The organism is Arthrobacter sp. TJ-238, assembly GCF_058269215.1.
The window spans coordinates 177050-200246 of record NZ_JBZCNH010000002.1 but is presented as its reverse complement, the minus strand read 5'-3'; the positions used below and the strand labels follow the sequence as shown (position 1 = coordinate 200246).

The 23197-nt window shown below is 70.7% G+C and carries 23 protein-coding genes and 1 pseudogene; 20 read left to right on the top strand and 4 right to left on the bottom strand.

Translation table 11 applies throughout. From position 1 onward, the window contains the following. The first annotated feature begins 38 nt into the window (after window positions 1-38). The 4 genes from AC4D2O_RS04280 (at window position 39) to AC4D2O_RS04265 (ending at window position 3877) form a co-directional block, all read left to right on the top strand. Window positions 39-362 carry an NIPSNAP family protein gene (locus AC4D2O_RS04280; RefSeq protein WP_490905364.1) on the top strand — a complete coding sequence of 108 codons (324 nt, stop codon included), beginning with the start codon at window positions 39-41 and terminating at the stop codon, window positions 360-362. A 105-nt stretch (window positions 363-467) separates the two neighbouring features. Next, window positions 468-2246, top strand: a complete 1779-nt coding sequence (locus tag AC4D2O_RS04275) for an AfsR/SARP family transcriptional regulator (protein WP_490905363.1) — start codon at window positions 468-470, stop codon at window positions 2244-2246. Between the two features lie 124 nt (window positions 2247-2370). Then, window positions 2371-3207, top strand: coding sequence for a class I SAM-dependent methyltransferase (locus AC4D2O_RS04270; RefSeq protein WP_490905362.1), 837 nt, complete (start codon window positions 2371-2373; stop codon window positions 3205-3207). A gap of 217 nt (window positions 3208-3424) precedes the next feature. Beyond that, a complete protein-coding gene (locus AC4D2O_RS04265; RefSeq protein ID WP_490905361.1) occupies window positions 3425-3877 on the top strand; it encodes an excalibur calcium-binding domain-containing protein in 453 nt (150 codons plus the stop codon). Between the two features lie 81 nt (window positions 3878-3958). On the opposite strand, the gene AC4D2O_RS04260 is transcribed toward AC4D2O_RS04265, so the two are convergent. Then, a complete protein-coding gene (locus AC4D2O_RS04260; RefSeq protein WP_490905360.1) occupies window positions 3959-6082 on the bottom strand; it encodes a choice-of-anchor I family protein in 2124 nt (707 codons plus the stop codon). A 179-nt stretch (window positions 6083-6261) separates the two neighbouring features. On the opposite strand from AC4D2O_RS04260, the pseudogene AC4D2O_RS04255 reads away from it, so the two are divergent. Together AC4D2O_RS04255 and AC4D2O_RS04250 are read left to right on the top strand one after the other, a co-directional pair. Continuing rightward, window positions 6262-7062, top strand: a pseudogene (locus AC4D2O_RS04255) (inositol monophosphatase family protein). 88 nt (window positions 7063-7150) lie between these two features. Beyond that, window positions 7151-7489, top strand: a complete 339-nt coding sequence (locus tag AC4D2O_RS04250) for a TfoX/Sxy family protein (RefSeq protein ID WP_490905359.1) — start codon at window positions 7151-7153, stop codon at window positions 7487-7489. Window positions 7490-7506: 17 nt separating this feature from the next. Here the strand turns inward: AC4D2O_RS04250 and AC4D2O_RS04245 are convergent, their stop codons facing one another. After that, the gene (locus tag AC4D2O_RS04245; RefSeq protein ID WP_490905358.1) at window positions 7507-7962 is read right to left on the bottom strand and encodes a DoxX family protein; all 456 of its coding nucleotides are present in this window, start codon (window positions 7960-7962) and stop codon (window positions 7507-7509) included. Window positions 7963-8142: 180 nt separating this feature from the next. Between AC4D2O_RS04245 and AC4D2O_RS04240 the strand changes: the two genes are divergently transcribed. Then, window positions 8143-9006 carry a pullulanase X25 domain-containing protein gene (locus tag AC4D2O_RS04240; protein WP_490905357.1) on the top strand — a complete coding sequence of 288 codons (864 nt, stop codon included), beginning with the start codon at window positions 8143-8145 and terminating at the stop codon, window positions 9004-9006. A gap of 67 nt (window positions 9007-9073) precedes the next feature. On the opposite strand, the gene AC4D2O_RS04235 is transcribed toward AC4D2O_RS04240, so the two are convergent. After that, window positions 9074-10600, bottom strand: a complete 1527-nt coding sequence (locus AC4D2O_RS04235; protein WP_490905356.1) for a PucR family transcriptional regulator — start codon at window positions 10598-10600, stop codon at window positions 9074-9076. Window positions 10601-10693: 93 nt separating this feature from the next. Here AC4D2O_RS04235 and pxpA point away from each other — a divergent pair, with 93 nt between their 5' ends. From pxpA to AC4D2O_RS04210, 5 genes are read left to right on the top strand one after another with little or no spacing between them, the layout of a single operon-like run. Then, on the top strand, window positions 10694-11434 hold the full coding sequence (pxpA, locus tag AC4D2O_RS04230) for a 5-oxoprolinase subunit PxpA (protein WP_490905355.1): 741 nt from the start codon (window positions 10694-10696) through the stop codon (window positions 11432-11434). Between the two features lie 42 nt (window positions 11435-11476). Beyond that, entirely contained in the window at window positions 11477-11716 is a 240-nt protein-coding gene (locus AC4D2O_RS04225) for an acetyl-CoA carboxylase (protein WP_104049356.1), read from the top strand. Window positions 11717-11719: 3 nt separating this feature from the next. Next, entirely contained in the window at window positions 11720-13075 is a 1356-nt protein-coding gene (locus AC4D2O_RS04220; protein ID WP_490905354.1) for an acetyl-CoA carboxylase biotin carboxylase subunit, read from the top strand. Continuing rightward, window positions 13072-13974 (top strand): 5-oxoprolinase subunit B family protein, encoded by a 903-nt coding sequence (locus tag AC4D2O_RS04215; protein ID WP_490905353.1) that lies wholly within the window; start codon window positions 13072-13074, stop codon window positions 13972-13974. The genes AC4D2O_RS04220 and AC4D2O_RS04215 overlap by 4 nt, the downstream gene beginning before the upstream one ends. Continuing rightward, a complete protein-coding gene (locus tag AC4D2O_RS04210; protein ID WP_490905352.1) occupies window positions 13964-14929 on the top strand; it encodes a 5-oxoprolinase subunit C family protein in 966 nt (321 codons plus the stop codon). Before AC4D2O_RS04215 ends, AC4D2O_RS04210 begins: the two co-directional genes overlap by 11 nt. Window positions 14930-14941: 12 nt before the next feature. Here the strand turns inward: AC4D2O_RS04210 and AC4D2O_RS04205 are convergent, their stop codons facing one another. Beyond that, entirely contained in the window at window positions 14942-15979 is a 1038-nt protein-coding gene (locus AC4D2O_RS04205; protein WP_490905351.1) for a LacI family DNA-binding transcriptional regulator, read from the bottom strand. Window positions 15980-16230: 251 nt separating this feature from the next. On the opposite strand from AC4D2O_RS04205, the gene AC4D2O_RS04200 reads away from it, so the two are divergent. From AC4D2O_RS04200 to AC4D2O_RS04165, 8 genes are all read left to right on the top strand, one after another. Further along, on the top strand, window positions 16231-17256 hold the full coding sequence (locus AC4D2O_RS04200; RefSeq protein ID WP_490905350.1) for an asparaginase: 1026 nt from the start codon (window positions 16231-16233) through the stop codon (window positions 17254-17256). Window positions 17257-17296: 40 nt separating this feature from the next. After that, window positions 17297-18184, top strand: a complete 888-nt coding sequence (locus AC4D2O_RS04195; protein ID WP_490905349.1) for a polysaccharide deacetylase family protein — start codon at window positions 17297-17299, stop codon at window positions 18182-18184. Then, window positions 18184-19572: an MFS transporter gene (locus AC4D2O_RS04190; protein ID WP_490905348.1), complete on the top strand. Its 1389-nt coding sequence runs from the start codon at window positions 18184-18186 to the stop codon at window positions 19570-19572. Before AC4D2O_RS04195 ends, AC4D2O_RS04190 begins: the two co-directional genes overlap by 1 nt. Then, window positions 19559-20323 carry an SDR family NAD(P)-dependent oxidoreductase gene (locus tag AC4D2O_RS04185; RefSeq protein WP_490905347.1) on the top strand — a complete coding sequence of 255 codons (765 nt, stop codon included), beginning with the start codon at window positions 19559-19561 and terminating at the stop codon, window positions 20321-20323. The genes AC4D2O_RS04190 and AC4D2O_RS04185 overlap by 14 nt, the downstream gene beginning before the upstream one ends. Further along, window positions 20320-21045, top strand: a complete 726-nt coding sequence (locus AC4D2O_RS04180) for an SDR family oxidoreductase (protein ID WP_490905346.1) — start codon at window positions 20320-20322, stop codon at window positions 21043-21045. The genes AC4D2O_RS04185 and AC4D2O_RS04180 overlap by 4 nt, the downstream gene beginning before the upstream one ends. 22 nt (window positions 21046-21067) lie before the next feature. Further along, entirely contained in the window at window positions 21068-21469 is a 402-nt protein-coding gene (locus AC4D2O_RS04175) for a hypothetical protein (RefSeq protein WP_490905345.1), read from the top strand. 64 nt (window positions 21470-21533) lie between these two features. Then, window positions 21534-22535: a zinc metalloprotease gene (locus AC4D2O_RS04170; protein WP_490905344.1), complete on the top strand. Its 1002-nt coding sequence runs from the start codon at window positions 21534-21536 to the stop codon at window positions 22533-22535. A gap of 94 nt (window positions 22536-22629) precedes the next feature. Beyond that, on the top strand, window positions 22630-23175 hold the full coding sequence (locus tag AC4D2O_RS04165; RefSeq protein ID WP_490905343.1) for a heme-degrading domain-containing protein: 546 nt from the start codon (window positions 22630-22632) through the stop codon (window positions 23173-23175). Window positions 23176-23197 lie beyond the last annotated feature (22 nt).

Genomic DNA, 23197 nt, shown 5'->3' with positions numbered 1-23197 from the left:
GGCTGGGCCTCACCACTGCCCCGCCAGCAAGGAGAGCCATGACCTACGAACTCCGCACCTACACCGCATCGCCGGGCAAGATGGACGCCCTGATGCGCCGGTTCCGCGACTCCACCATCGATCTGTTCATCGAGCACAACATGAAGAGCCTGGGCTACTGGACGCCCGTCGGCTCCCCCGACGTCCTCGTCTACCTCCTCGAGCACGACGGCGACCCGACGGCGAACTGGAAGGCGTTCGGCACGGACCAGCGCTGGATCGACGCGAAGGCCGCATCGGAGACGGACGGGCCGCTGGCCGCGACCATCGAGTCCGTGATGCTGGAGGCGACCGACCTCCATCCGATCGCCGCCGCGCGCTGAGCGTCAACCGGTTGAGGGCGGCGTCACGCGCAACACCGGTGCCACGTCCGCGTCACGCATGCCGCCGACCGTTCCGTCCGGGCGCCCGCGGATCTACAGTGGGGCATGGCCGGGATCGTCATCCAGCTTCTCGGGCCGCCCTCCATCACGCACCCCGATGGAGAGGGCCGTCAGCCGCGCGGCCGGAAGTCCTGGGGCCTGCTCACCCACCTGCTCCTCCACGCGACCCCGACCGCCCGCAGCCATCTGGCATCGCTGCTGTTCACCGGTGCCGATGATCCCCTCGGCACCCTCCGCTGGCACCTCGCCGACCTGCGGCGCGTGCTCGGCCCGGACGCTGTTCTCGGCGGGAACCCCGTCACCCTGAGGCTGCCGCCCGGGTTCCGGCTCGACACGGACCTCGGCGCGGGGCCGCTCGCCGAGATTCCCGCGGAACTGCTCGACGGACTCGACTTCACAGACCACCCGCCTTTCGACGCGTGGCTGACCATGGAGCGGCACCGGCTGCGGCACGCGGTGGAGACGCTCGTGTACGAGGGCGGTCTGGCGGCGCTCGCCGACGGCGACACCGCGACGGCGATCCGGCTCGGTGCCCGGGCGGTGGAACTCGATCCCCTGAATGCCGACTTCCACACCCTGCTGGTCCGCTCGCTCGTGGCGGCGGGCGACCGCACCGCCGCGCGGACGGCTGCCGCCCACTGCGGGGACGTCTTCGGTGAGCAGCTGGGGTCGGGCCTGCCCGCCGAGGTGCAGCACGCCCTGGCCGCCCCGGACACCAGCACCGCCGGCCTCCCCGCCACGCCCACCGCCGTCGCGTCCTATCTCGAAGCGGCCGAGGCCTGCCTCTCCGCCGGCGCGACCGCCACCGCCCTGACCCACCTCCGCGTCGCCGGCAACCTCGCGGAGCGCCTCGGCGACCGGACCCTGCAGGCGGAAGCCCTGCTGGGCCTGGCCGGAGCGCTCATCCACGGAGCCGGAGGTCGGGGCGCGGAGGTCGCCGACCTGCTGCACCGCGTCCTGTCCCTGGCGGGCGACGGCCCTCCCGCCATCCGGTCAGCGGCGTACCGTGAGCTCGGCTTCCTCGCCGTGCAGCGCGGCTTCCCCGACAGCGGCGCCAAGTGGCTGGCCCGCGCGACGGAGGCTGCGGACGGCCTGCCCGATGAAAGGGCGCGGGCGCTCGGCATCGCAGGGATGCTCGCGACAGACACCGCCGACTATCCAGGTGCCGTCGTCGCCCTCGAGGAGTCGCTGCGCCTCAGCGCCGGTCTCGGGCGGACACGGCAGGAGGCATTCTCACGGGCCATGCTCGGCCGGGTCCACCTCCTGACCGGGCACCGCGATCGCGCCGCCGTCGAGCTCGACACCGTCCTGGCGCTCGTCGCCGGCGAGCACTGGACCGCGTTCACGCCGTTCGTCGAAGCCCTCCGCAGCGAGGTGCACCTCGGCACCGGGGACGATTCGGCGGCCGAGGACATGGCGGACCATGCGATGGCCCTGGCGACGTCGCTCGGAGACCGCTGCTTCCTCGACGCCGCAGCCCACGCGAAGGCGCAGGTGCTGCTCGCCCGTGGAGACGCCGGTGCGGCAAGCACCTGGATCCGCCGCGGCGTGCAGCCCAACCCCTGGTACCGCTGGTTCCGGGGCCGGAACCTCGACCTCGCCAGCACGGCCGCGCTGGCCACCGACCCGCACCAGGCACTGGAGTTCGCCCGGGAGCTCGGGGAGCGATCCAGCCGGTACGGGCACCGCGAACTCGTGGTCCGCGCCTACTCGGCGCGTGCGGCACTGGGGGACGAAGCCGTCCTGCCGGCGATGGCGTTGCTGGCGAGGGGCATCGAGAACCCCCTGCTGACCCAGGACCTCGCGGCCCGGCACCACCTGTAGGAGTTCACCGGACCTGGGAGGGGATGTCGTCACACGCTCGTGCACACGGCCGGTGGCAACACTGGAGCCGTCAGAGAGACACCGGGGGACGCAGCCCGGATCCAGCACAGGAACAGGAACCACCATGACTGATACGACCACCACCACCGACGCGGACAGGGCGCTGAAGGCCAAGCACCGCGCCATGTGGGCGCAGGGGAACTACGCCGCCATCGCAGCCGACATCGTCCCGAGCCTCGGTCTGGACCTCGTCGGGGCCCTCGGCATCACCCGCGGCCAGCACGTGCTCGACGTCGCGGCCGGGACCGGCAACGCTGCGATCCCCGCGGCGGAGCGTGGCGCGACCGTGACGGCGTCGGACCTGACGCCCGAACTGCTCGACATCGGGCAGCACCTCGCACAGGAGCGTGGCGTGACCCTCGACTGGCGCGTCGCCGACGCCGAGGCCCTCCCGTTCGACTCGGGGTCCTTCGACACCGTGATGTCGTGCCTGGGCGTCATGTTCGCGCCGCATCACCAGCTAGCGGCCAACGAGCTGGTGCGGGCCTGCCGGTCGGGCGGCAGCATCGGGCTGGTCAGTTGGACGCCGGAAGGATTCGTCGGCCAGATGTTCGCAACGATGAAGCCCTACGCACCGCCGCCGCCTCCCGGGGCGCAGCCTCCACCGCTGTGGGGCAACGAGGACCATGTCCGGTCGCTCCTCGACGGTCAGGTGACGGATCTGCGGGCCGAGCGGCGCGTGGTGCGGGTGGACCGCTTCCACGCACCGGAGGAGTTCATCAACTACTTCAAGGCCAATTACGGGCCCACGATCAGCGTCTACAAGTTCATCGGCGACGACGCGGAGAAGGCGGCAGCGCTCGACGCCGACCTGGCGGCGCTCGTCTCCCGGTTCAGTGCAGGCACCGGCAGCACCACTGTCGACTGGGAGTACCTGCTGGTCACGGCGAGGCGGACCTGAGGAAGCGCCCGTAGCGCTCGCGGGAACGATGATGCCCGGCACGTTGTGCCGGGCATCATCGCCTGTGCGCTCAGGGCGGTCCTGTTCCCCGAGCTGGATGGCCACAGGCATTTGTTGCGTAGTGCAACTACCTCTTCGGTGGGGCGTACGGTGCCCCTGAGACGGTTGGGGCCGTAGGGTCAGCAGACCAGCACCACCAACGCCTCAGGAGCATTCAATGAAGAAGTCCTCGATCGCCCTCGCTACCGCCGCGGTTGCCGGCATGTCCATCCTCTCTGCCTCACCGGCTCTCGCCGTCGGCCTGCCGTTCAACAACTGCTCCGAGGCCGCGGCCGTCGGTGTCTACAACATCCCGGCGGGCACTCCTGGCTACCAGGCCGGGCTGGACGCCGATAACGACGGCTTCGGCTGCGACGCGGCAGGGACACCGGCATACAACCCGGCCATCGTCGACCGCATCGTCGCCGAGAACACTGCCGTCACGCAGCCGGTTGCTCCCCAGCCCGTGCCGCCGCAGGTAGGGCAGATGCCGGTCGGTGGTGCTGACACCGGTGTGGCTCAGACGCCTCAGGACGACACCTCAGGCTCCCTGGCGCTTGGTGGCGGGCTTCTCCTCGCCGCGGTCGGTGGCGTCTATGCCGTGCGTCGTCGGGCAACCGCCACCAACTGATCCCTTCGCCCTGATCACGACCATGCCCGGCACAACGCGTGCCGGGCATCGTCGCGTTCGAGCTGCGTCGCCTGAGCCGCGTCAGCCCGCGGTCTCATCCTCCGAGCTGTTCTTCCGGCGGGAGAACAGAAGCGCACCGCCGAGCAGGGCGAGCAGAACGCCGGCGGCTGCGGGCAGCAGGACGTTCGCCCCCGTCTGCGCCAGGTCGCCGCTCGGCCTGAAGACGCCGCTGTCGTCCGTCCCGCCGCCGGTACCGTCACCCGTTCCGCCACCGATGCCGCTGTCACCACCGGTGATCGGGGCGTCAGTCGGGTCGTCGGTCGGCTCATTCGCGGGTTGGTCCGTCGGCTCGCCGGCCGGTTCCGTCGTCGGGTCGGCCGTGGGCTCGTCGGTGGGGGTGGAAGTCGGGGTCGGCGTCGGGGTCGGCGTCGGCGTCGGCGTCGGCGTCGGCGTCGGGGTCGGCGTCGGGGTCGGCGACGGGGTCGGGGTCGGCGACGGGGTGGGCGCCGGCTCGATGGCGAGCTCGATCCCGAACAGGGTCGTCGTCCCTGACACCTCGTTGCCGACGGCGATCATGGGCTCCCCGGTCGGCGAGCCCGCAGCGGGGATGAAGGTGAGGCCCTCGGGGCCGAGGTCGCCCGCCAGCGGCAGGGTGGTCGGGTCCTCTTCGACGGAGTAGGCGAAGTCCCTGTTGTTCACGTAGGTGACGAAGGCGCTGGTGCCCGGGTCGGTGATGTCGTACACCGCGATGCCGCCGACGCGCTCGAAGCCGATGAACGCGTAGGTGCGGCCGTCCACCTCGCCGATGGTGAGGTTCTCGGGCTCCGGGCCCTTGTCGTCGCTGCGGCCCTCGACGTTGGTCTCGGAGTGGTTGGAGTTGAAGAAGCCGGGATTCGCGGCGGCGGTGATCTGCTCGAAGTCCTCCCCCGAGTCGAACACCTGCTCGCCGTCGGTGGTCCAGATGGAAAAGCTGCGGCTGCCGAATGCGTAGAGCTCGTCGTAGCAGCCCGCATCGGTCAGTCCGCTGGCCGTGCTGATGTTGAGGCGGCCGAGGTCCGCGTCACCGGTCAGGCCCAGGAGAGGGCTCGTCGCACAGAGCGGTGCGAGGCCGTCCGTGCCGAGGTCCTTCACCCGGGCGGGCTCCACGTAGCTGCCCCACTCGCGGGCATCGCCCTCGTTCGCGGTGACGAGGTAGGTCCGGCCGCCGGTAGTGTAGGCGTTGATGCCGTCCGGCATGTACAGGCCCTTGAGACCCTCGAACGTGCGGATGTTCACGGTCGGCGCGTCCCGCGGGTCCCGGTCCGACGCGTCGAGGCCGTTGCCGGGCAGGCCGTGGTCCTTAGCGCCGAGCGACCAGATGTCCGTGACGGTGGCGGACGCGAGGTCGACGACGGCGACGGCATTCGCCTCCTGCAGCGCGGCGTAGGCGGTACCGCCATCGATCGCGATGTATTCCGGCTCGAGACCCTCGGAGACGGGCCGTGCGGAGCCCTCGATCCCCGCAAAGATCCGGACGCCGTCGGGCAGTGCCCTGGTTCCGCCGTTGACGGCTGACTCGTACGCCCCGAATCCTGCGGTGCGGACGGCCTCCTGGACCGGCGCTGCCACCGTGGCCGGCAGGGACACGACGCTGACCGACCCCTCGGGGTCGACCTCGTACGCGTCGTCCGGCTCGCCCTCGTTGGCGACGACGGCGAGCCCGCCGTCCTCCGAGATGCTCAGCATGTCCGGCTGCGCGCCGACCTTCACCGTGCCGAGAGCTTCGCCGCTACCCGCGGCATCGAAGAAGACGAGCGATCCGTCGGCGGTCTTCGTCGTGTTCTCCAGCGCCATGATGCCGAGGCCGTCGGGCCGGATGGCCACGGAGTTCGCGACGCCGGCGCCCGTGATGGTGAAGAGCCTCGACGGCGCTGTGGGGTCGGCGACGTCTAGCACGTCCACCGCGCCCAACTGCGCGTTCACCACGAAGAGCCGCTTGCTTGCGGCGTGATAGGCCACGATCTCCGCGGCGGACTCGTCGAACACCCCGCTCTCGTAGGAACCGATCGGCGTGAGGCCGAGGGCCGCGCCGTCGGCGGAGTAGCTGATCGGCGCGGGGACGACGGCGGCACTCGCGGGCACTGCCAACAGCAGGGTACCGGTGAGGGTCGCGGCGGCGACGGCGGCGTGCGCGCGCGAGCGGCGGGCGGGACTGGACGGAGTCATGGTTCTCCCGAACGGACGAGGTGGGGTGCCAACCTCCCCTGTCTACGAATAAGACATGGCGGCGCGGTGAACGCGCGGGGGTTCCGCAGTGTCCATGACGGGACCAGTTGGCGAGAGGGCCCGCCGGTCGCCGTTGTCGCCACGCTTCCTTCGGGCGCGCGCGCCGCGATCCGGGTAGCGTGCTTCCGGCCGCCGACGGCCGGCGGTACGTTGGTCCGGTGGACGACGTCGAGCTTGCGGCAGGTTTGGTACAGGATGCGTCTCGACGTGCGCTCGAGATGCGGTCGAACGGGGTGGACATCGAGCAGAAGACCTCGAGGGCCGACCTGGTCTCGGCCGCCGATCGTGCAGCGGAGGCACTCATCAGGGACCGGCTCCGGGACGAGCGCCCCGAGGACGGCGTGCTCGGCGAGGAAGGATCCTCCGTGGCATCACGGAACGGCCGCCGCTGGGTCCTCGACCCCGTGGACGGGACGTTCAACTTCCTGTGGGGGCTCCCCACCTGGTGCTCTGCCGTAGCTCTCGACGACGACGGCGTGCTCCTCGCAGGAGCCGTGTACGTACCCGCCACCCGGGAGACCTAGGTGGCGGGCCAGGGCCGGGGCACGACGCTGAACGGCAGCGCCGTGGAGCCACTGACCGACACACCGCTGCGTGACTGCAGCGTTGCCTCCTACCTGGACCGGTCCGACGTCTCCGACTCCTCGATGATGGCCGTGCTGTCGCGGATCATGGACGGCGCAGCCACCTTGCGCATCAGCGGCGCGGGAACCGCCGACCTCGCCGACGTGGCAGCGGGCCGGATCGGCCTGTGGATGCAGCCGGACTGCGCCGATTGGGACTGGTTGCCGGGCCGCGCGCTCGTGGAGGGGGTCGGCGGGAGGACCAGGATCGTCGAACACCTCGGCAGGCGGTGGCACCTCGCCGGTTCGGGGGCCGCCGTCGACGAAGCGGCGCAACGGCTCCTGACGGCGGGCTGAACCCGGGGCACCCCCGCGCGGCGGCACGACGTGACAGGATACTGCGATCACACGACGTTCGGCGTGTACATCGAGTGAGGGAGCGACCATGGACACCCCTGATCCTCGCGAGACCCTGGCGCAACGGCTCCGGGATTTCTTCGCGTCACGCGCGAACGTGCGTGAGGTCCGCATGTTCGGCCTCCAGTCGTTCATGGTCGACGACCGCCTGGCGGTCGGTTCCGGCCGGAACGGGGACCTGCTCGTCCGCACCGACCCGGCCGACCACGAGGAGCTGCTGCGACGAGGCGGGACAGCTGCGCGCATGGGCGGCGACCGGCCGATGGGTCAGGGCTGGCTCACCGTGCCGAGCGGGAGGATCGACGACGACGCGGACCTCGCGTTCTGGATCACGGTCGGCATGGACTCCCGCAAGGCGCCGGACTGAGGCGCACGCAGCGTTCGTCAGCGCCTCAGCAGCATCCGCCGGTCCCGCCAGGCCGCCGTCGACCACAGCGCCCACACCACCAGCACGGGCTGGAAGAACAGGCGGGCGAGCCTGGCACGGTCGGTGTCGAGCCCGAAGGCGCTGACGCCGTCGACGTACTGGGCGATATTGCCCGGGAAGACCGCCACGAAGAACGCCGCGACCACCCAGCCGACCGGTACGCGGCGCCTGCCGGCGAGGACCAGTGCGGCGCCGAGCACCAGCTCGACGACGCCGGACACCACCACGACGGGATCCGTTCCGAGCGGAAGCCAGGCGGGGACCTGCGCTGCGAACGCCGACCTCGCGAAGGTCAGGTGGGCCGAGCCCGCGAACAGCAGGAACGCACCGAGTACCACGCGGGCGACGGTCCGCACCGGCGAGGCGCGGGAAGGGGACGTGTAGGAAGGGGACGTGTGGGAAGGGGACGTCATGCAGCGCACAATAGCCGCGATGTGCAGGACTCGGATAAAGTCAGGGTGCTGCCGTCCGCAGTCCCAAGCATCGTCGAGCCCGCCAGGGTAGGAGTGCATCCCGTGAGATGTACTCCGCCAGGGCGGGGAACTGCAGGGACATGACGGCAGGTTGCCGCCCGCCCCACGAAGGAGACCGCCATGGCCGCCCGGAACCGTACCAACGACCGACTCCGCATGACCCTCGCCCTGCTCGCCGCCCACCAGGCCGCGGGCACCGCCGTCGCCCCCAGCGAACTGATGGCGCAGGCTGTCGCCCAGGTCCCGTTCGACGCCAAGGAAGCCGAGCTCCTCTCCGGCGGCGTCCCCCGCGGTTTCAAGGCCCTGACGACGGCGACGTCGAAGCTCGTCAAGGCCGGCTGGCTCGTCAAGGGCCGCAGCGGCTGGACCGCCACCGACGAGGGCGTCCGCGCGGTCCACGCCTTCACCGACCCCGAGCAGTTCATCAACGCCATGATCAGTGGCGCTCCCGTGCCGGAGACCGCTGCCGAGGCTCCGGTGCACGCGCCGGTGGCCCCCGAGCAGCTGGGCGAGGAGGCGCAGGCCGCGCAGGCGGATGTCGATGTGGATCCGACGGAGGTCGCTCAGGCCAAGGCAGCTCTCGTCGAGGACCCCACGCCCCCGGACGTCACCCCGACCCTCGAGGTGACGCCCGACGGCGTCATCTCGCCCGCGGAGGGGACGGCCGACGACGCCTGGCACGACCAGCCCCAGTCCGTCGCTCTCTCCGGCGACTTCGACCCGCTGTTCGGCGAGGCCGGGCACTGGAGTTCGGACCTCCGCGAACTGCAGCTCGACTACGACGCCGCAGGGAACGTCTGGCAGCAGACCCTCCAGCTGCCCGCCGGCACCTACCAGTTCAAGATCCTCGTCAACGGGTCCTGGGCGGAGAACTACGGCCGGTTCGGCGTGCGTGACGGCGCGAACCACGAACTGCACCTGCTCTCCGACACGTCGGTGACCTTCCTGTTCGACTACGCCACGAAGGACATCGAGACCTCCTAGGTCCGGGTCCCCCGGCCCCGCCTGCTTGCCCTCGGGCCTGCAGGCGGGGCCGTCGTCGTTCCGGGGGCTAACGGTGATCGGCCAGCGACACCGCGGGACGCCCGGGCGGCAGGGCCTCGGACCGCAGGATCTGCAGCGCCAGCAGGCACGTGGCCTGACCCTCGAGCGATGTCAGTGACACCCGCAGTAGGCCCTCGAGTTTCCCCAGCCGCTGGGCGAGGGTGTTGCGGTGGATGAACAGCTTCGCCGCCGTGCGGCCGGGCTGCGCATCGTGCTCGAGGAACGCCTCCAGCGTGCCGAGCAGGTCCACCGCGTGCGCGGCGTCGTATGCGAGGACGGGTGCCAGGAGCTTGTGGGCACCGGCCCGGGCACCCGAGGATGCGGTCGACGCGATCAGCGCGCGGATCCCGAGGTCCGGTGCGCGCACCGGCGCCCGGACCTCCCCGACCGTCGTCCCCGCCTGATGGATCCCCAGGCGGAGTTCGTCGATGGTGTGGCAGGGCCCCTTGAGCACGAGGGGCTGGCCGGGGAGCTCCCGGACGCAGGCCTCGAGCAGACCCGCCGCGGCGTCCTCAGCACCCGCGCTGCCGAGCGGTCCCTGGGCGAAAGCGTAGAGGACGCCCGCACGGACCTGCACGCGCACGTCGAGGAACCGCGACTGCAGCAGGAGCCGGATCCGCCACGCGTTGGAGAGGTTTCGGCGCCCGGCGGTCGCGGCCAGCACGAGGGTGGGCTCGCGCACGTCGAGGCCGGTGGACCGGAACGTCGCGGTGAACTCCTCGAGGGCGACGCCGGCCCAGTCGGGCACCTGGTCGAGGAGGGTCTCGAGCTCCCGCTCCTTGTGGGTGGTGGTGTGCAGCGCCGTCTGCAGCTGCACGGCGATGATCGACGCGGCCGGTGCGAGCAGGGTGTCCACCGGGTGGTCCGACGTCGCGTCCCGCACGATCAGCTGGAACGAATCGCCGCTGCCCATGGGCAGGGGGATGCTGCCGCGACCCGCCCCCGGCACCTCCGTGAGGTCCGCGGCGGTCCAGACCGAGGCCGACGGCGAGCGCGCGATGACCACGCCGGCGGCGTCCACGATGGCGAGATGCCCCTCGGCGGCCTGCGCCGCGGCGTCGAGCACCACCTGCAGGTGCGACCCGGAGGCGGCGAGCTGCGCACACTCCTGTGCCAGCTCCCACGACCTGTTCACGGCCGTGAAGCGCTCCACCTCCAGCACGTTCGTCACATGGCGATGGACCTGCAGGAACGGCACCGACTGCGGGATCTCCAGCAGCGGCACGTCGAGCTCCGTCGCCGCCCGGACGAGACCGGGTGGGATGAGCCGGTGCGCCGTCCCCGTCCCGAAGGCGATGGCCGCCACCCGGACGCGGACGAGGCGCTCCACGTAGGCGGTCCAGGTCCGCTGGTCCTCGATGTTCAGCCCGATCCCGTTGGTCAGCAGGACCACGGCGCTGCTGAGGAACGGCGTGGGATCGATGGTCTCGGCGGGAGCGCACCAGCTGATGTCCCAGGCCAGCCGCTCCACCGATGACGGCGTGTGGAGGCGCAGCTGCAGGGCATCGGCAGCCAGCAGATCGGCAACGATCATGGGGTCCTCCTGTGTGCATGTGCCCTCCGAAGGGAGAGAAGCGAGGGCGCGCGCCCACTATATCGGTCCGCCGACGCTCTCTAGGGTTGTCGCATGACGGACGCTCCCCGGCGCACGACGCCGATGATCAATTCGGACATGGGCGAATCGCTCGGCCTGCACTCCTTCGGCAACGACCCCGCGCTCCTCGGGACCGTGGACGCCATCAACGTGGCCTGCGGTTTCCACTCGGGGGACCCGGACACCATGGCGGAGACCGTCGCGGCGGCCCACGCGCAGGACGTGCTGATCGGCGCCCACCCCGGGCTCCCGGACCTCGTGGGCTTCGGGCGGCGCGAGATGAAGCTGACCCCCCAGGAGGTGGAGCACCTCGTGCTCTACCAGGTGGGTGCGCTCAGCGCCTTCCTGCGGCGCGAGGGCGCACGCCTCAACCACATCAAGCCCCACGGGTCCCTCTACGGGATGCTGGCCCGCGACCCGGACCTGATGAGGGGCGCCGCCCGGGTGGCCCGGCTCTTCGACGTCGCCGTCTACGGCATCGCCGGCACCGCGCACCAGAGCGTGTGCGAGGAACTCGGTGTGCCCTTCGTCGCCGAACTGTACGTGGACCTCAACTACGGGCCTGCCGGCGAACTCCTCATCCAGCGCCGGCCGGAGCCGACGGACCCCGCCGCGGCCGCGCGCCGCGTGACGCGTGCCCTCACGGACGGCGTCGTGGAGGCCTCCGACGGCTCGCTCCTCACCATCCCGTTCGACAGCATCTGCGTCCACTCGGACGCCCCCAACTCCCCCGAGGTGGCGGCGGCTGTCCGCTCCGCCCTCGATGCTCCCTGACGACCCGACCCTCAACCCGACCCTCAACCCGAAAGGACCCCCGTGGCCGACATCGTCTCCCCACTGCCCGGCATCTTCTACCGCAAGCCCGGGCCCGACAAGGACCCCTACGCGAACGAGGGTGACGCCATCGAGGCGGGCCAGACCATCGGGGTGGTGGAGATCATGAAGCAGTTCTCGGAGATCCGCAGCGACGTGGCCGGCACCCTCGAAAGCTTCGCCGTCGAGGACTCCGGGACCGTCAACCCCGGCGACGTCATCGCCACGGTGTCCGAGGGCTAGCGGATGGAACGCCTCCTGATCGCGAACCGCGGCGAGATCGCTGTCCGCGTCATCCGGGCGGCACGGGAACTGGGCCTCGAGACCGTCCTCGCCGCCAGTGAACCCGACGCCGACTCCTACGCGGCGTCGCTCGCCGACGACGTCCGGGTGGTCGGACCCGCGCCGGCCGCGAAGAGCTACCTCGACGGCGCCGCGGTGCTCAAGGCCGCGGAGGCCGCCGGGTGCGACGCGGTCCACCCCGGTTACGGCTTCCTGTCCGAGAACCCGCGCTTCGCCCGCTCCGTCCTCGATGCCGGCCTCACCTGGGTGGGCCCCTCACCCGACGCCATCGACCTGATGGGCAACAAGTCCCGCGCACGGCAGGCCGCCCGGGAGGCCGGCGTGCCGACCCTGCCCGGGAGCGACGGCGCGCTGGAGCCCGACGTCGACCCCCTCCCCATCGCGCGGGAGATCGGCTACCCGCTGGTGGTCAAGGCGTCCGCCGGTGGTGGAGGCCGCGGGATCCGGCTCGTGACGCAGGAGGAGGACCTGGTCAGGACGGTCGACGTCGCCCGCGCCGAGGCCCAGGCGGCGTTCGGCGACCCCGCCGTGTACCTCGAGCAGTTCGTCTCCCGCGCTCGCCACGTCGAGGTGCAGATCCTCGGCGACGGCGAGCGCGTCATCCACCTCGGCGACCGGGACTGCTCACTGCAGCGCCGCCAGCAGAAGATCATCGAGGAGGCCCCCGCCCCCCTGCTGCCCGACGCCGTCCGCGACACCATCCGCGCCTCGTCCATCGAACTCGGCCGCCAGTGCGACTACTCCGGCCTCGGCACCGTCGAATTCCTCTACGACCCGGACCGGGAGCAGGCGGCCTTCATCGAGATGAACACCCGGCTGCAGGTGGAGCACCCGGTCACGGAGATGGTCACCGGCCTCGACCTCGTCCGGGAGCAACTGCTCGTCGCGTCCACCGGCAGGCTGCGGCTCAGCCAGGAGGACGTCACCTTCCGGGGCCACGCCTTCGAGTTCCGGATCAACGCCGAGGACCCGTCGCAGGGCTTCCTGCCGAGCCCCGGCACCCTGGCGCGCCTCGACTGGCCCGGCGGGCCGGGGGTACGGATCGATTCCGGCGTGGTCGCGGGATCCGCCGTCGCACCGTTCTACGACTCGCTGCTCGCCAAGCTCGTGGTGTGGGACGAGACCCGCACCGACGCCATCCGGCGGTCCGCGCGTTCACTCGGGGAGGTGCGGATCGAGGGCGTCAGGACCACCCTGCCGCTCCTGTCGACGGTCCTCCACCGGCCCGAGGTACGCGACGTGACCCACCACTCGAAGTTCATCGAATCGACCCCCGACCTCCTCGGAGCTGACGCATGAGCCACGCACCCCAGCACCTCGACGCCGCCCGCTACACGTGGGGCGGCGACGAGTTCCTCTTCGTCGAGATCTCCGAGAGCATGAGCCTCGCCGCCAACTTTAAGGCGAACGCCATGGCGGCGCGGCTCGCGGCGCGCGCGATCGACGGCGTCGTGGACATCTGTCCTGCCAATGCCTCCCTGCTGCTGCGCTTCGATCCCGACACGGTGCCGCCGGACGAGCTGGAGGCGCTCGTGCGGCAGGTCGAGGAGGAGGTCGCCCGGCTGAGCGAGCAGACCCTCGAGACCCGGATCATCGAGATCCCCGTCTGGTACGACGACCCCTACACCCGCGAGACCGGAGCCCGTTTCCGCAAGGGCCACCAGCGGCCCGACGGCACGGACCTGGACTTCGCGGCCGAGGAGAACGGCCTGTCATCCCCGCAGGAGTTCATCCGGAAGCACCACGAATCGCCGTGGCTCGTGTCCATGGTGGGCTTCGTGGCAGGGTTGCCCTTCATGTTCCAGATCGTCCCGCAGGAGGAGCAGCTCGAGGTCCCGAAGTACCTCAGCCCGCGCACCGACACTCCCCCACTGACCGTCGGCCATGGAGGCTGCTTCGCCTGCATCTATTCGGTGCGGGGCGCCGGCGGCTACCAGATGTTCGGTATCGCCGCCGCTCCGATCTTCGACCCGGCGCAGAAGCTCGAGGACTTCTCGGACTTCATGATCTTCTTCCGGCCCGGTGACATCGTGAAGTTCAAGCCCGTCGGCGAGGACGAGTACAGGGCGATCCAGGCGGAGGTCGACGCCGGGACGTTCACCTACCGCCAGGTACCCGTGACCTTCGACCTGCAGAAGGCACTGACCGACCCCACCGCGCACAACCGGGACATTCTGGAGAAGCTCAATGGCCTTTGACATCCTCGAACCCGGCCTCGCCACCTCGGTCCAGGACCGGGGCCGGTTCGGCCACTACAACGTCGGCATCCCGCAGGGCGGGGCGATGGACCAGCTGTCCGCCTCGATGGCGAACGCCCTGGTGGGCAACGGCCCGGGCGACGCCGTCCTCGAGTGCGCCTATCTCGGCCCGACATTCACCACCGACACCGACGCCGTCATCGCCGTGGCGGGCGCGCCCGTGCAGGTGAAGGTGAACGGGACGACCGTGGACCAGTGGACCCGGCTGTCGCTGGCCGCCGGGGACGAGGTGTCCTTCGGGATGCTCTCGGCGGGCACGCGCTACTACCTCGCGGTCCAGGGCGGCATCGACGTGCCCGAGGTCCTGGGCAGCCGCAGCACCTACACGCTCGGCGCCCTCGGCGGTTTCCAGGGCCGCACCCTCAAGGCCGGCGACACGCTCCCGGTGGGTGCCTCCTCCGGCTCCTCGTCGCTGGACACCATCCCCGAGGAACTGCGGCCCGTCTACGCGAAGGAGGTCACCGTGCGCATTCTGCCGGGCCTCTACGACCACCGCCTCACCGCCGAGGGCATGGAGACCCTCGTGAGCACGGCGTGGAAGCTGACGCCCGTGGCGGACCGCACGGGCCTGCGCTACTCCGGCCCGGACCTCGAGTGGAGGCCGCGCACGCAGCCGTTCGGCGCAGGGTCGGACCCCTCGAACATCGTGGACGCCGGCTATGCCATCGGATCGATCCAGGTGCCCGGCGGCAAGGAGCCGATCGTGCTGCACCGCGACGCCGTCTCCGGCGGCGGCTACGCGATGGTGGCGACGGTCATCAGCGCCGACATGGACGTCGTCGCCCGGAGTGCACCCGGCACCCTGACGCATTTCGAGCCCGTGACGATGGAGCAGGCGCTCGCCGCGCGGGCGGACGCGGCGAAGGTGCGGCACGCCGTCTGGGGGGCCGCCTGAAGGGGCTTCGCGTCAGCCGGCCCGGAGCCCCCGCCCCGCCGGGCTGATGACCGACGCGCTGCTCTCGCGCACGAACAGTTCCGAGGGGTGGCGCACCGAGCCGACCTCCTCCCCGTTCATCACCCGGCGGAGCATCCCGACGGCGGTCCTGCCGATCTCGAGCATCGGCGAGCGCACCGATGTCAGGGGGATGGGCAGCTGCGCGGCCAGGGACGTGTCGTTGAATCCGACGACGGCGATGTCCTGGCCGACGACGAGCCCTCCGGCGCGGAAGGCGCCCATGGCCCCGATCGCGGCGAAGTCATTGACGGCGAAAACCGCCGTCGGGGCGTCCCTGCCGAGGCGCAGCAGCTCCTCGCCCGCCCGGCGGCCGCCCTCCGTGTCGAAGCGTGAGGGCAGGATGCGGTCCGCCGGCACCTCTCCGCCCAGGTCGCGCCAGCGTTCGACGAAGCCTGCCGTCCGGTCCACGCCGGTGCTCGCGTATGTCTCGCCCGCGATGATCGCGACGGAGCGGTGCCCCGTGCTCCACAGGTGGTCCGCGACGAGCCGGCCTCCGCCGGTGTCGTCGCAGGTGGACGACGGGAAGCCCGGGTAGCGGCGGTTCATGAGGACGAAGGGCACGTGCCGCTTCGCGAGGTCGTCCACCAGGCTGCTGCCCGCGTGCACGTCGCCGAGGATCAGGCCGTCCACGCGCCGCGCCAGCATGATCTCGGCCTTGCGGCGCTGCTCGTCGAGATCGTCATGGGAGTTCATCACGAAGGTGGAGTGGCTGCTCTCGGCAGCGGCCTCCTCGACGCCCTCGTACATGGTGGCGAGGACGATGTCCGAGAGGCGGGGCACGATGACGCCGATCGCCCGCGTGCGGCGGGTCCGCAGGCTGGTCGCCTGCGGATCGGGCGAATAGCCTCTCAGCTTCGCGAGATCGCGCACCCTCGTGGCGGTCTCCTTCGACGCAGCTCCCCGGGCGACATCCGTGTCCGAGTGCAGCACCCGGGAGACCGTGGAAACGTGGATGCCGAGTTCCGCTGCGAGGTCCTTCAGGGTGACCACCGCGTGTCGCCTACCTGCTGGATCCACGGTCCTACCCCCTTCCCGATGGTGCTCATGTTTCGGGTGCGTGAAATCTCGGGCGATCCATTGACGAGATACAGGTCACATCCTATGGTTTTCCTCATTCAACCCAAACGTTTGGGTTTCGTCCAGTTCCACGCAGGTCGCATCGCGCAGAACCCCTGGCACCCGCCCCGGACTTCTGCTTTCCGTCACACTCGCCCAAACGATTGGGTAAGGAGGAAGCACCGTTGGAATCCCTCACCACCGGCCACGTCGTACTGCTGGCGACGGGCGGCACGATCGCCTCCCGCGTCCACACCGCCGACGGATCGACCGTGGCCGCCGACGCAGGGGGCGCCGTCCTCGCCGCGGCCGGGACGAACGCCTCGGTCGAGGTCGTGGACCTCATGCAGAAGGGCTCGTACCTGCTCACCTTCGACGACATGCTCGCTGTCTGCGCGGCCATCCGTACCGCGCTCGAGTCCCCGGAGACGCTCGGCATCGTCGTCACGCACGGCACCGATTCGATGGAGGAGACCGCCTACCTCGCCGACCTCCTCCACGACGATCCGCGGCCGGCGATCTTCACCGGTGCCCAGCGCGCCGCCGACAGCGCGGAGCCGGACGGCCCGGGGAACCTGCGTGCCGCACTCACGCTCGCGGCATCCCCGGAGGCGCAAGCCAGGGGCGCGCTCATCGTGTTCGACGGCGAGGTCTTCCCCCTCCCGGCGACGAGGAAGTCCGAGACGACGGCGCTCCATGCGTTCAGCAACCCGGACCTCGGATCCGCAGGATCGGTCTCGGCCGACGGCGCGATCACGCTGGGCCCTGCCCTGCGGCGGCCGGCGCCGCTCGCCATTCCCCCGGCCGGGACGGGCACCCGCGTGGACGTCGTCGCCTGCTACCCGGGCGCCGACGCGACCCTCTTCACCGCCGCGATCGCCGCCGGCGCCCGCGGGATCGTCCTCGAGGCCACCGGGCTCGGGAATGCCAACGCGGAGCTCAGCGACGCCGTCCGCGAGGCCGTACGGGACGGCGTCGTCGTCGTCACCAGCACCCGCGTGCATGCAGGACCGGTGCGGGGGGTCTACGGTGCCGGCGGCGGAAGGACCCTCGAGGACGCCGGAGCCGTCCCGTCCGGGCTGCTCCGTCCCTCCCAGGCCCGCATCCTCCTGCAGGCATTGCTCGCCCTCGGGCTGTCCGCCGAGCAGGTCGCCGGGGAGATCCGGCAGCGGGGCGACCCTGACGTCCTGGCTCCCGCTCCGCCCGCCTGACCCCTCCCCGATTTCACCCATCCCAGGAAAGGCCGACCCCATGACGAAAGACATCCAGATCGCCTTCGGCGTTGACGTCGATGCAGTTGCCGGAATGCTCGGTTCCTACGGGGGCGAGGACTCGCCCTGCGACATCTCCCGTGGGCTCTTCAGCGGGGATGTCGGCGGCCCCCGCATCCTCCGCCTCTTCGAGAAGTACTCCCTTCCCTCCACCTGGTTCGTCCCGGGCCACTCGCTCGAGACGTTCCCCGACCTCACCCGCATGATCGTCGACGCGGGGCACGAGATCGGCGTCCACGGCTATTCCCACGAGAACCCGATCGCCATGACCCGCGAACAGGAGACGGCGATCCTCGACCGGTCGATCGAGCTCATCGAGCAGGTCTCGGGGCGTCGCCCCACCGGGTATGTGGCGCCGTGGTGGGAGTTCTCCCCCATCACCAACGAGATCCTGCTCGAGCGTGGCATCAAGTACGACCACTCCCTCATGCACAACGACTTCGAGCCCTACTACGTGAGGGTCGGGGACAGCTGGACGAAGATCGACTACTCCAAGCCCGCCGAGGCCTGGATGAAGCCGCTCGTCCGGGGCCAGGAGACCGACCTCGTGGAGATCCCGGCGAACTGGTACCTCGACGACCTCCCGCCGATGATGTTCATCAAGGCGGCACCCAACTCGCACGGGTTCGTCAACCCGCGGGACATCGAGCAGATGTGGCGGGACCAGTTCGACTGGGTCTACGCCGAGATGGACTCCGCCGTCTTCACCATGACGATCCACCCCGACGTCTCGGGCCGGCCGCAGGTCCTGCTCATGCTCGAGCGCCTCATCCAGCACTTCAACTCCCACGAGGGCGTCACCTGGCACACGTTCGATCAGATCGCCGACTCGTTCCTGGCACGCAATCCCCGAAAGGAATCGAACTGATGTCCATCAAAGAGGCGGGCGTCGACCTTTCGACGCCGACGGGCAATGAGCAACGCACGTTCCCGGTGTTCTCGAAGAAGAAGACCAGCACGGCGACCGTCCTCGCCCTGCTCGCCTGGACCGTGGCGGTCTTCGACTACGGCCTGTTCGGTACCCTGCTGCCGGCCATGCAGGAGGAATTCGGCTGGACGGCACCGGAGGCCTACGCGGTCAACACCTGGATCGCCGTCGGAACAGCGATCGTGTGTTTCGGCATCGGTCCCGTGATCGACCGCCTCGGCCGCAAGAAAGGGATGATGCTCACCGTCGGCGGTACCGCCGTCGTCTCTGGCGTCACAGCCTTCATCCCTGCCGGCCTCGGCGTCATCAGCAACTCGCTCCTCGTCTTCGTGCGCTCCTTCGGCGGCCTGGGCTTCTCCGAGCAGGCCGTCAACGCCACCTACATGAACGAGGTGTACCAGGTCACCGAGGACGAGCGGAAGCGCAAGCGTCCGGGCTTCCACTACTCCTTCATCCAGGGCGGCTGGCCGCTGGGCTTCCTCCTCGCGAGTGCCCTCGCCCTGGTGTTCCTGCCGATCTTCGGCTGGCGCGCCCTGTACCTCATGGCCACCATCCCCGCGATCATCATCGTCCTGCTCATCAGCAAGAAGCTGAAGGAGACGCCGCAGTTCGAGCTGCACCAGCGCCTCACCGAACTGGAGAAGGGCGGCAAGAGCGACGAAGCCCACGCGCTCGCCGGCGCCTACGGCGTCGAACACTCCTCCACCTCACCCCTCAAGCGCATCTGGGAAGGCGAGTTCCGCCGCAACACGATCGTCTTCTCGCTCGCCTGGATCCTCAACTTCTTCGGCATCGCGATCTTCAGCGTCCTCGGCACCTCGGTGCTCGCGAACGCCAAGGGCGTGGAACTCTCCGACGCCTTCTGGATGCTGATCGTCATCAACCTGCTCGCGTACTTCGGCTACGTGTTCCACGGCTGGATCGGCGACAAGGTGGGTCGGAAGCGGACCATCATCGTGGGCTGGATCATCTCGGGCCTGTCCTTCGCCGTGATGCTGAGCCCGCTGGTGTCCAGCCCGTTCCTGATCATCCTCACGTACGGCACCGGCCTGTTCTTCCTGGTGGGCCCCTACGCCGCGATCCAGTACTTCATGGCCGAGTGCTACCCCGTGAGCTGCCGTGCCACGGGCCTCGCGTTCATCGGTGCCATGAGCCAGCCCGGGACGATCATCGGCGGCGCCCTGTTCACGCTCGTCGCCGCTGCGGCAGGCACCGGTGCTGCCGCCCTCTGGGTGGGCGCGGTGGGCACGCTGCTCTCCGGTGTCCTGATGATCGCGGCGCGTCCCGTCGCAGCCGTGGCCCTCGAGGAACCGCATGCAGCAGTCTGAGGTAGCCATCGTCACGGGTGCCGCCAGCGGTATCGGCCGCGCCCTCGCCGTCCACTACGCCGGCCGGGATGTCCGGACCGTCATCGGCACCTTCCCCGGCGACCCGCACGACCCGGAGGAGACCCTCTCCGGCGTGCGGGCCGTGGGCGGTGATGCCGTCATCCACGAGGTCGATGTGCGTTCCACGGAGTCCGTGGACGCCTTCGCCCAGCGCGCCCTGGACGAGTACGGGCGCCTGGACTACGCCGTCGCGAATGCGGGCATCCTGCGCAACGCCCCGCTGAACGAGCTGACGGACGACCTCTGGGACGCGATGCTCGACGTCGACCTGACCGGCGTCCTCCGGACGCTGCGCTCGGCATCCCAGCGGATGAGCGGCCCCGGTGCGCTCGTCGCCGTGTCCTCGATCGCCGGGGGTGTCTACGGGTGGGAGGAACACGCCCACTACGCCGCGGCGAAATCGGGGGTCCTCGGGCTCATCCGCAGCGTCGCCTCGGAACTGGGGCCGCGGGCGATCCGCGCCAACGCGGTGATCCCGGGTCTCATCGAGACGCCGCAGTCCCTCGACCCCGTCAACTCGCTCGGTCCCGAGGGCCTCGAGCGGGCGGGCAGGGACATCCCCTGGGGCCGGGTCGGCAGGCCGGAGGAGGTCGCCGACGTGATCGGCTTCCTGACCTCCGACGCATCGCGCTACGTGACCGGCCAGTCACTCGTCGTCGACGGTGGCCTGACCATCAAGATGCGCGCATGACGGGCGGCACCGGCGCTCCCCTCGCGGCGGGGCGCCGGGGCGTCGTCGTGACCGGTGGTGGCAGCGGCATCGGGGCGGCGATCGCCGAGGCCTTCGCCGCCCAGGGCGACCGGGTGGTGGTGATGGACCGCGTACCCGGTCCGGGGATCATCGAGGTCGACGTCGCACGCGAGGAGAGCGTCCGGAGTGCCTTCGCCGAGGCGCGGGACGGGATCGGGACCGTCGACGTCCTGGTGAACAGCGCCGGGCTGCTCACCGAGTCGCCGCTCGAGGACATGAGCCTCGCACAGTGGACGGAGACCATCTCCGTGGACCTCACCGGCGTGTTCCTCTGCTGCCGCGAGGTCATCGGCCCGATGCGGAACCGGCGGTGGGGGCGCATCATCAACATCTCGTCCCAGCTCGGCATCAAGGGCGGCACCGGGCTGAGCCACTACAGCGCCGCGAAGGCGGGGGTGATCGGCATGACCAAGGCGCTCGCGCTCGAGGTCTCGGCGGACAACGTGCTCGCCAACTGCATCGCCCCCGGGCCCATCGAGACCCCGCTGGTCGACGGCATCTCCGAGGACTGGAAGGCGGCGAAGCGGAAGGAGCTGCCGCTGCGCAGGTTCGGCGTGCCGGCCGAGGTCGCTCCCACCGCGCTGCTGCTGGCGAGCGATCCCGGGGGCAACCTATTCGTCGGCCAGACCCTGGGCCCCAACTCGGGCGACGTAATGCCATGACGGCCCGCTTCCCGGACGCCTGATGTGCGGTGCGTGCGGCCGCACCGTCGTCGCGGATCCGGTCCTCGGGCCGGTCCGGACGACGCGCGACCTGCTGCTCGTGGCGCAGGCCGTCAACACGATCGTGTCCGGGCTGCCGGGTGGGTCCGTGGTGCGCGTCGCCGGAACGGGCTGGGTGGTCGCGGGCCGCACGGGAAGCAGCACCGCCTGCGACACGGTCGGGCAGCTCTGGTCCGCCCTGGTCGATGTGCAGGCGCGGACGCCGCAGGGCGCGTCCCGTCTGGCCGATGCCCTGGCCGTCGCACTGCCGGCGTCGTCCGCGCTCGGTGACCGCGTGGTGCGTGCAGGGCTCTCCGCCGCACGCTCCTCGCCCGCAACCCGGCAGCCTTCGCGCAGCATTGGCCAAGGACACGCCGGACGGTAGCTGAAGCACCGCATCACGGAGCACGATGGACGCACGGGCATCGGGTGGAGGGGCAGCACAGGACATGGGGACACAGGATCGCGAGTGGTTCCGCGAGCGGGGCGAACCGGCAGGCACGGTGGGCCGTTCGCCGTCGGGCCGGATCCCGCAGTGGGCGCTCGACGACGCGACCGGGCGACCGTCCGCCCCCTCCGCGTGGCGTGCGGCTCCGCCCGCCGGGCCGGGCCGGATCGCGCGACGCCGACGCGGCCGCGGTTCACGGCGGCCTTCCGGTTCGCGACTCACGCTGCGCCTCTCGACCGTTGCCGTCCTCGCGCTCGTCGTGTTCCTGTATGCGACGCCGTCGCTGTTCGATCGTTTCGTGCTCCCGGCCGCCCTGCCGTACCTGCCCGGCGCCAATGTGCCGCCGCGCGGCGTCGAGGCAGGTCCGGTGCCGCTCGGCACACCACCCCCCGCACCGGCGTCGGCGGCGTACCGGCTTCTCGAGTCACCGATCGAGGAGCAGCAGTGGATCGGCTACGACCCCTGCCGGCCCGTGCACTTCGTGGTGCGGCCGGACAATGCTCCTGCCGGGTCGGAGGGCCTGGTGCAGGAGGCGGTCGCGGAGGTGTCAGCAGCGACAGGGCTGCGCTTCGTGGACGACGGCACCACGACGGAGGGACCGAGCGAGGAGCGCGACCTCTACCAGCCGGAGCTGTACGGGAAGACCTGGGTGCCGGTCCTGATCAGCTGGACGAGCCCCGCCGAGATCCCGGCACTCGCGGGCGACATCGCCGGGCTCGGTGGCAGCGACTACGCCCGGAGGCCGGGACAGCCCCTCGTCTATGTCGGCGGCCAGGTGCAGCTCGACGCGCCCGACGCCGCCGACACCCTGCTCTTCCCGGACGGTCGCACCTACGTGAAGGCGACGATCATGCACGAGCTCGCGCACGTCGTCGGGCTCGACCACGTGGACGACCCGAACGAACTCATGTACGCCGAGAATCTCGGCCAGACCGCCTTCGGCCAGGGGGACCGCGCCGGGCTGGCGCTCCTCGGATCGGGGCCCTGCGCGCCCGGGCTGTGACCTGCCTCCCGCACGGCGGGCCGCTGTCAAGACCAGGCGGTGTGGGGCGGTGATCGGATTCCTCCGTAGCCCGGTCACCGCGTAGATTTATGCAATGAGCAACGATGCCCCTTCGACAGTCATCCGTCCGTTCGATCCCGACGGCGGCGGCGAGCAGCCTGCCGAGGCACTCGAGGCGCTCATAGCGAAGGTCGAGGGCGAGGTCGCCGAGCTCCAGTTCACGCGGTTCACCAATGACGACGCCGTCGCCCTCGGGCAGTTACTCGTCCAGCTGGGAGTGGGGCGCAACCTCCCGATCGCCGTCAGTATCTGCAAGCCGAACCACATCCTGTTCCGGGCCGCGCTCGAGGGCGCCACACCCGACAACGACTTCTGGCTGGACGCGAAGAGCCGGACGGCGGAGCGGTACTCGGTGCCGTCGCTGCTGGTCGGGCTGCGGGCGCGTCGCAACGGTGGCGGGATCGGCGACAACCCGATGTTCGACTCGGCGACGTACGCCGCCCACGGCGGCTCGTTCCCGTTCTACATCAGGGGCGTCGGTCCCGTGGCGACCGTGACGGTGTCCGGCCTGCCGCAGCTCGAGGACCACCGGCTCGTCGTCGAGGCGCTCCGGACGTTCCACGCGGCCGAGGGGCTGTAGGGCCCTGCCGGGCGGCGCTCCT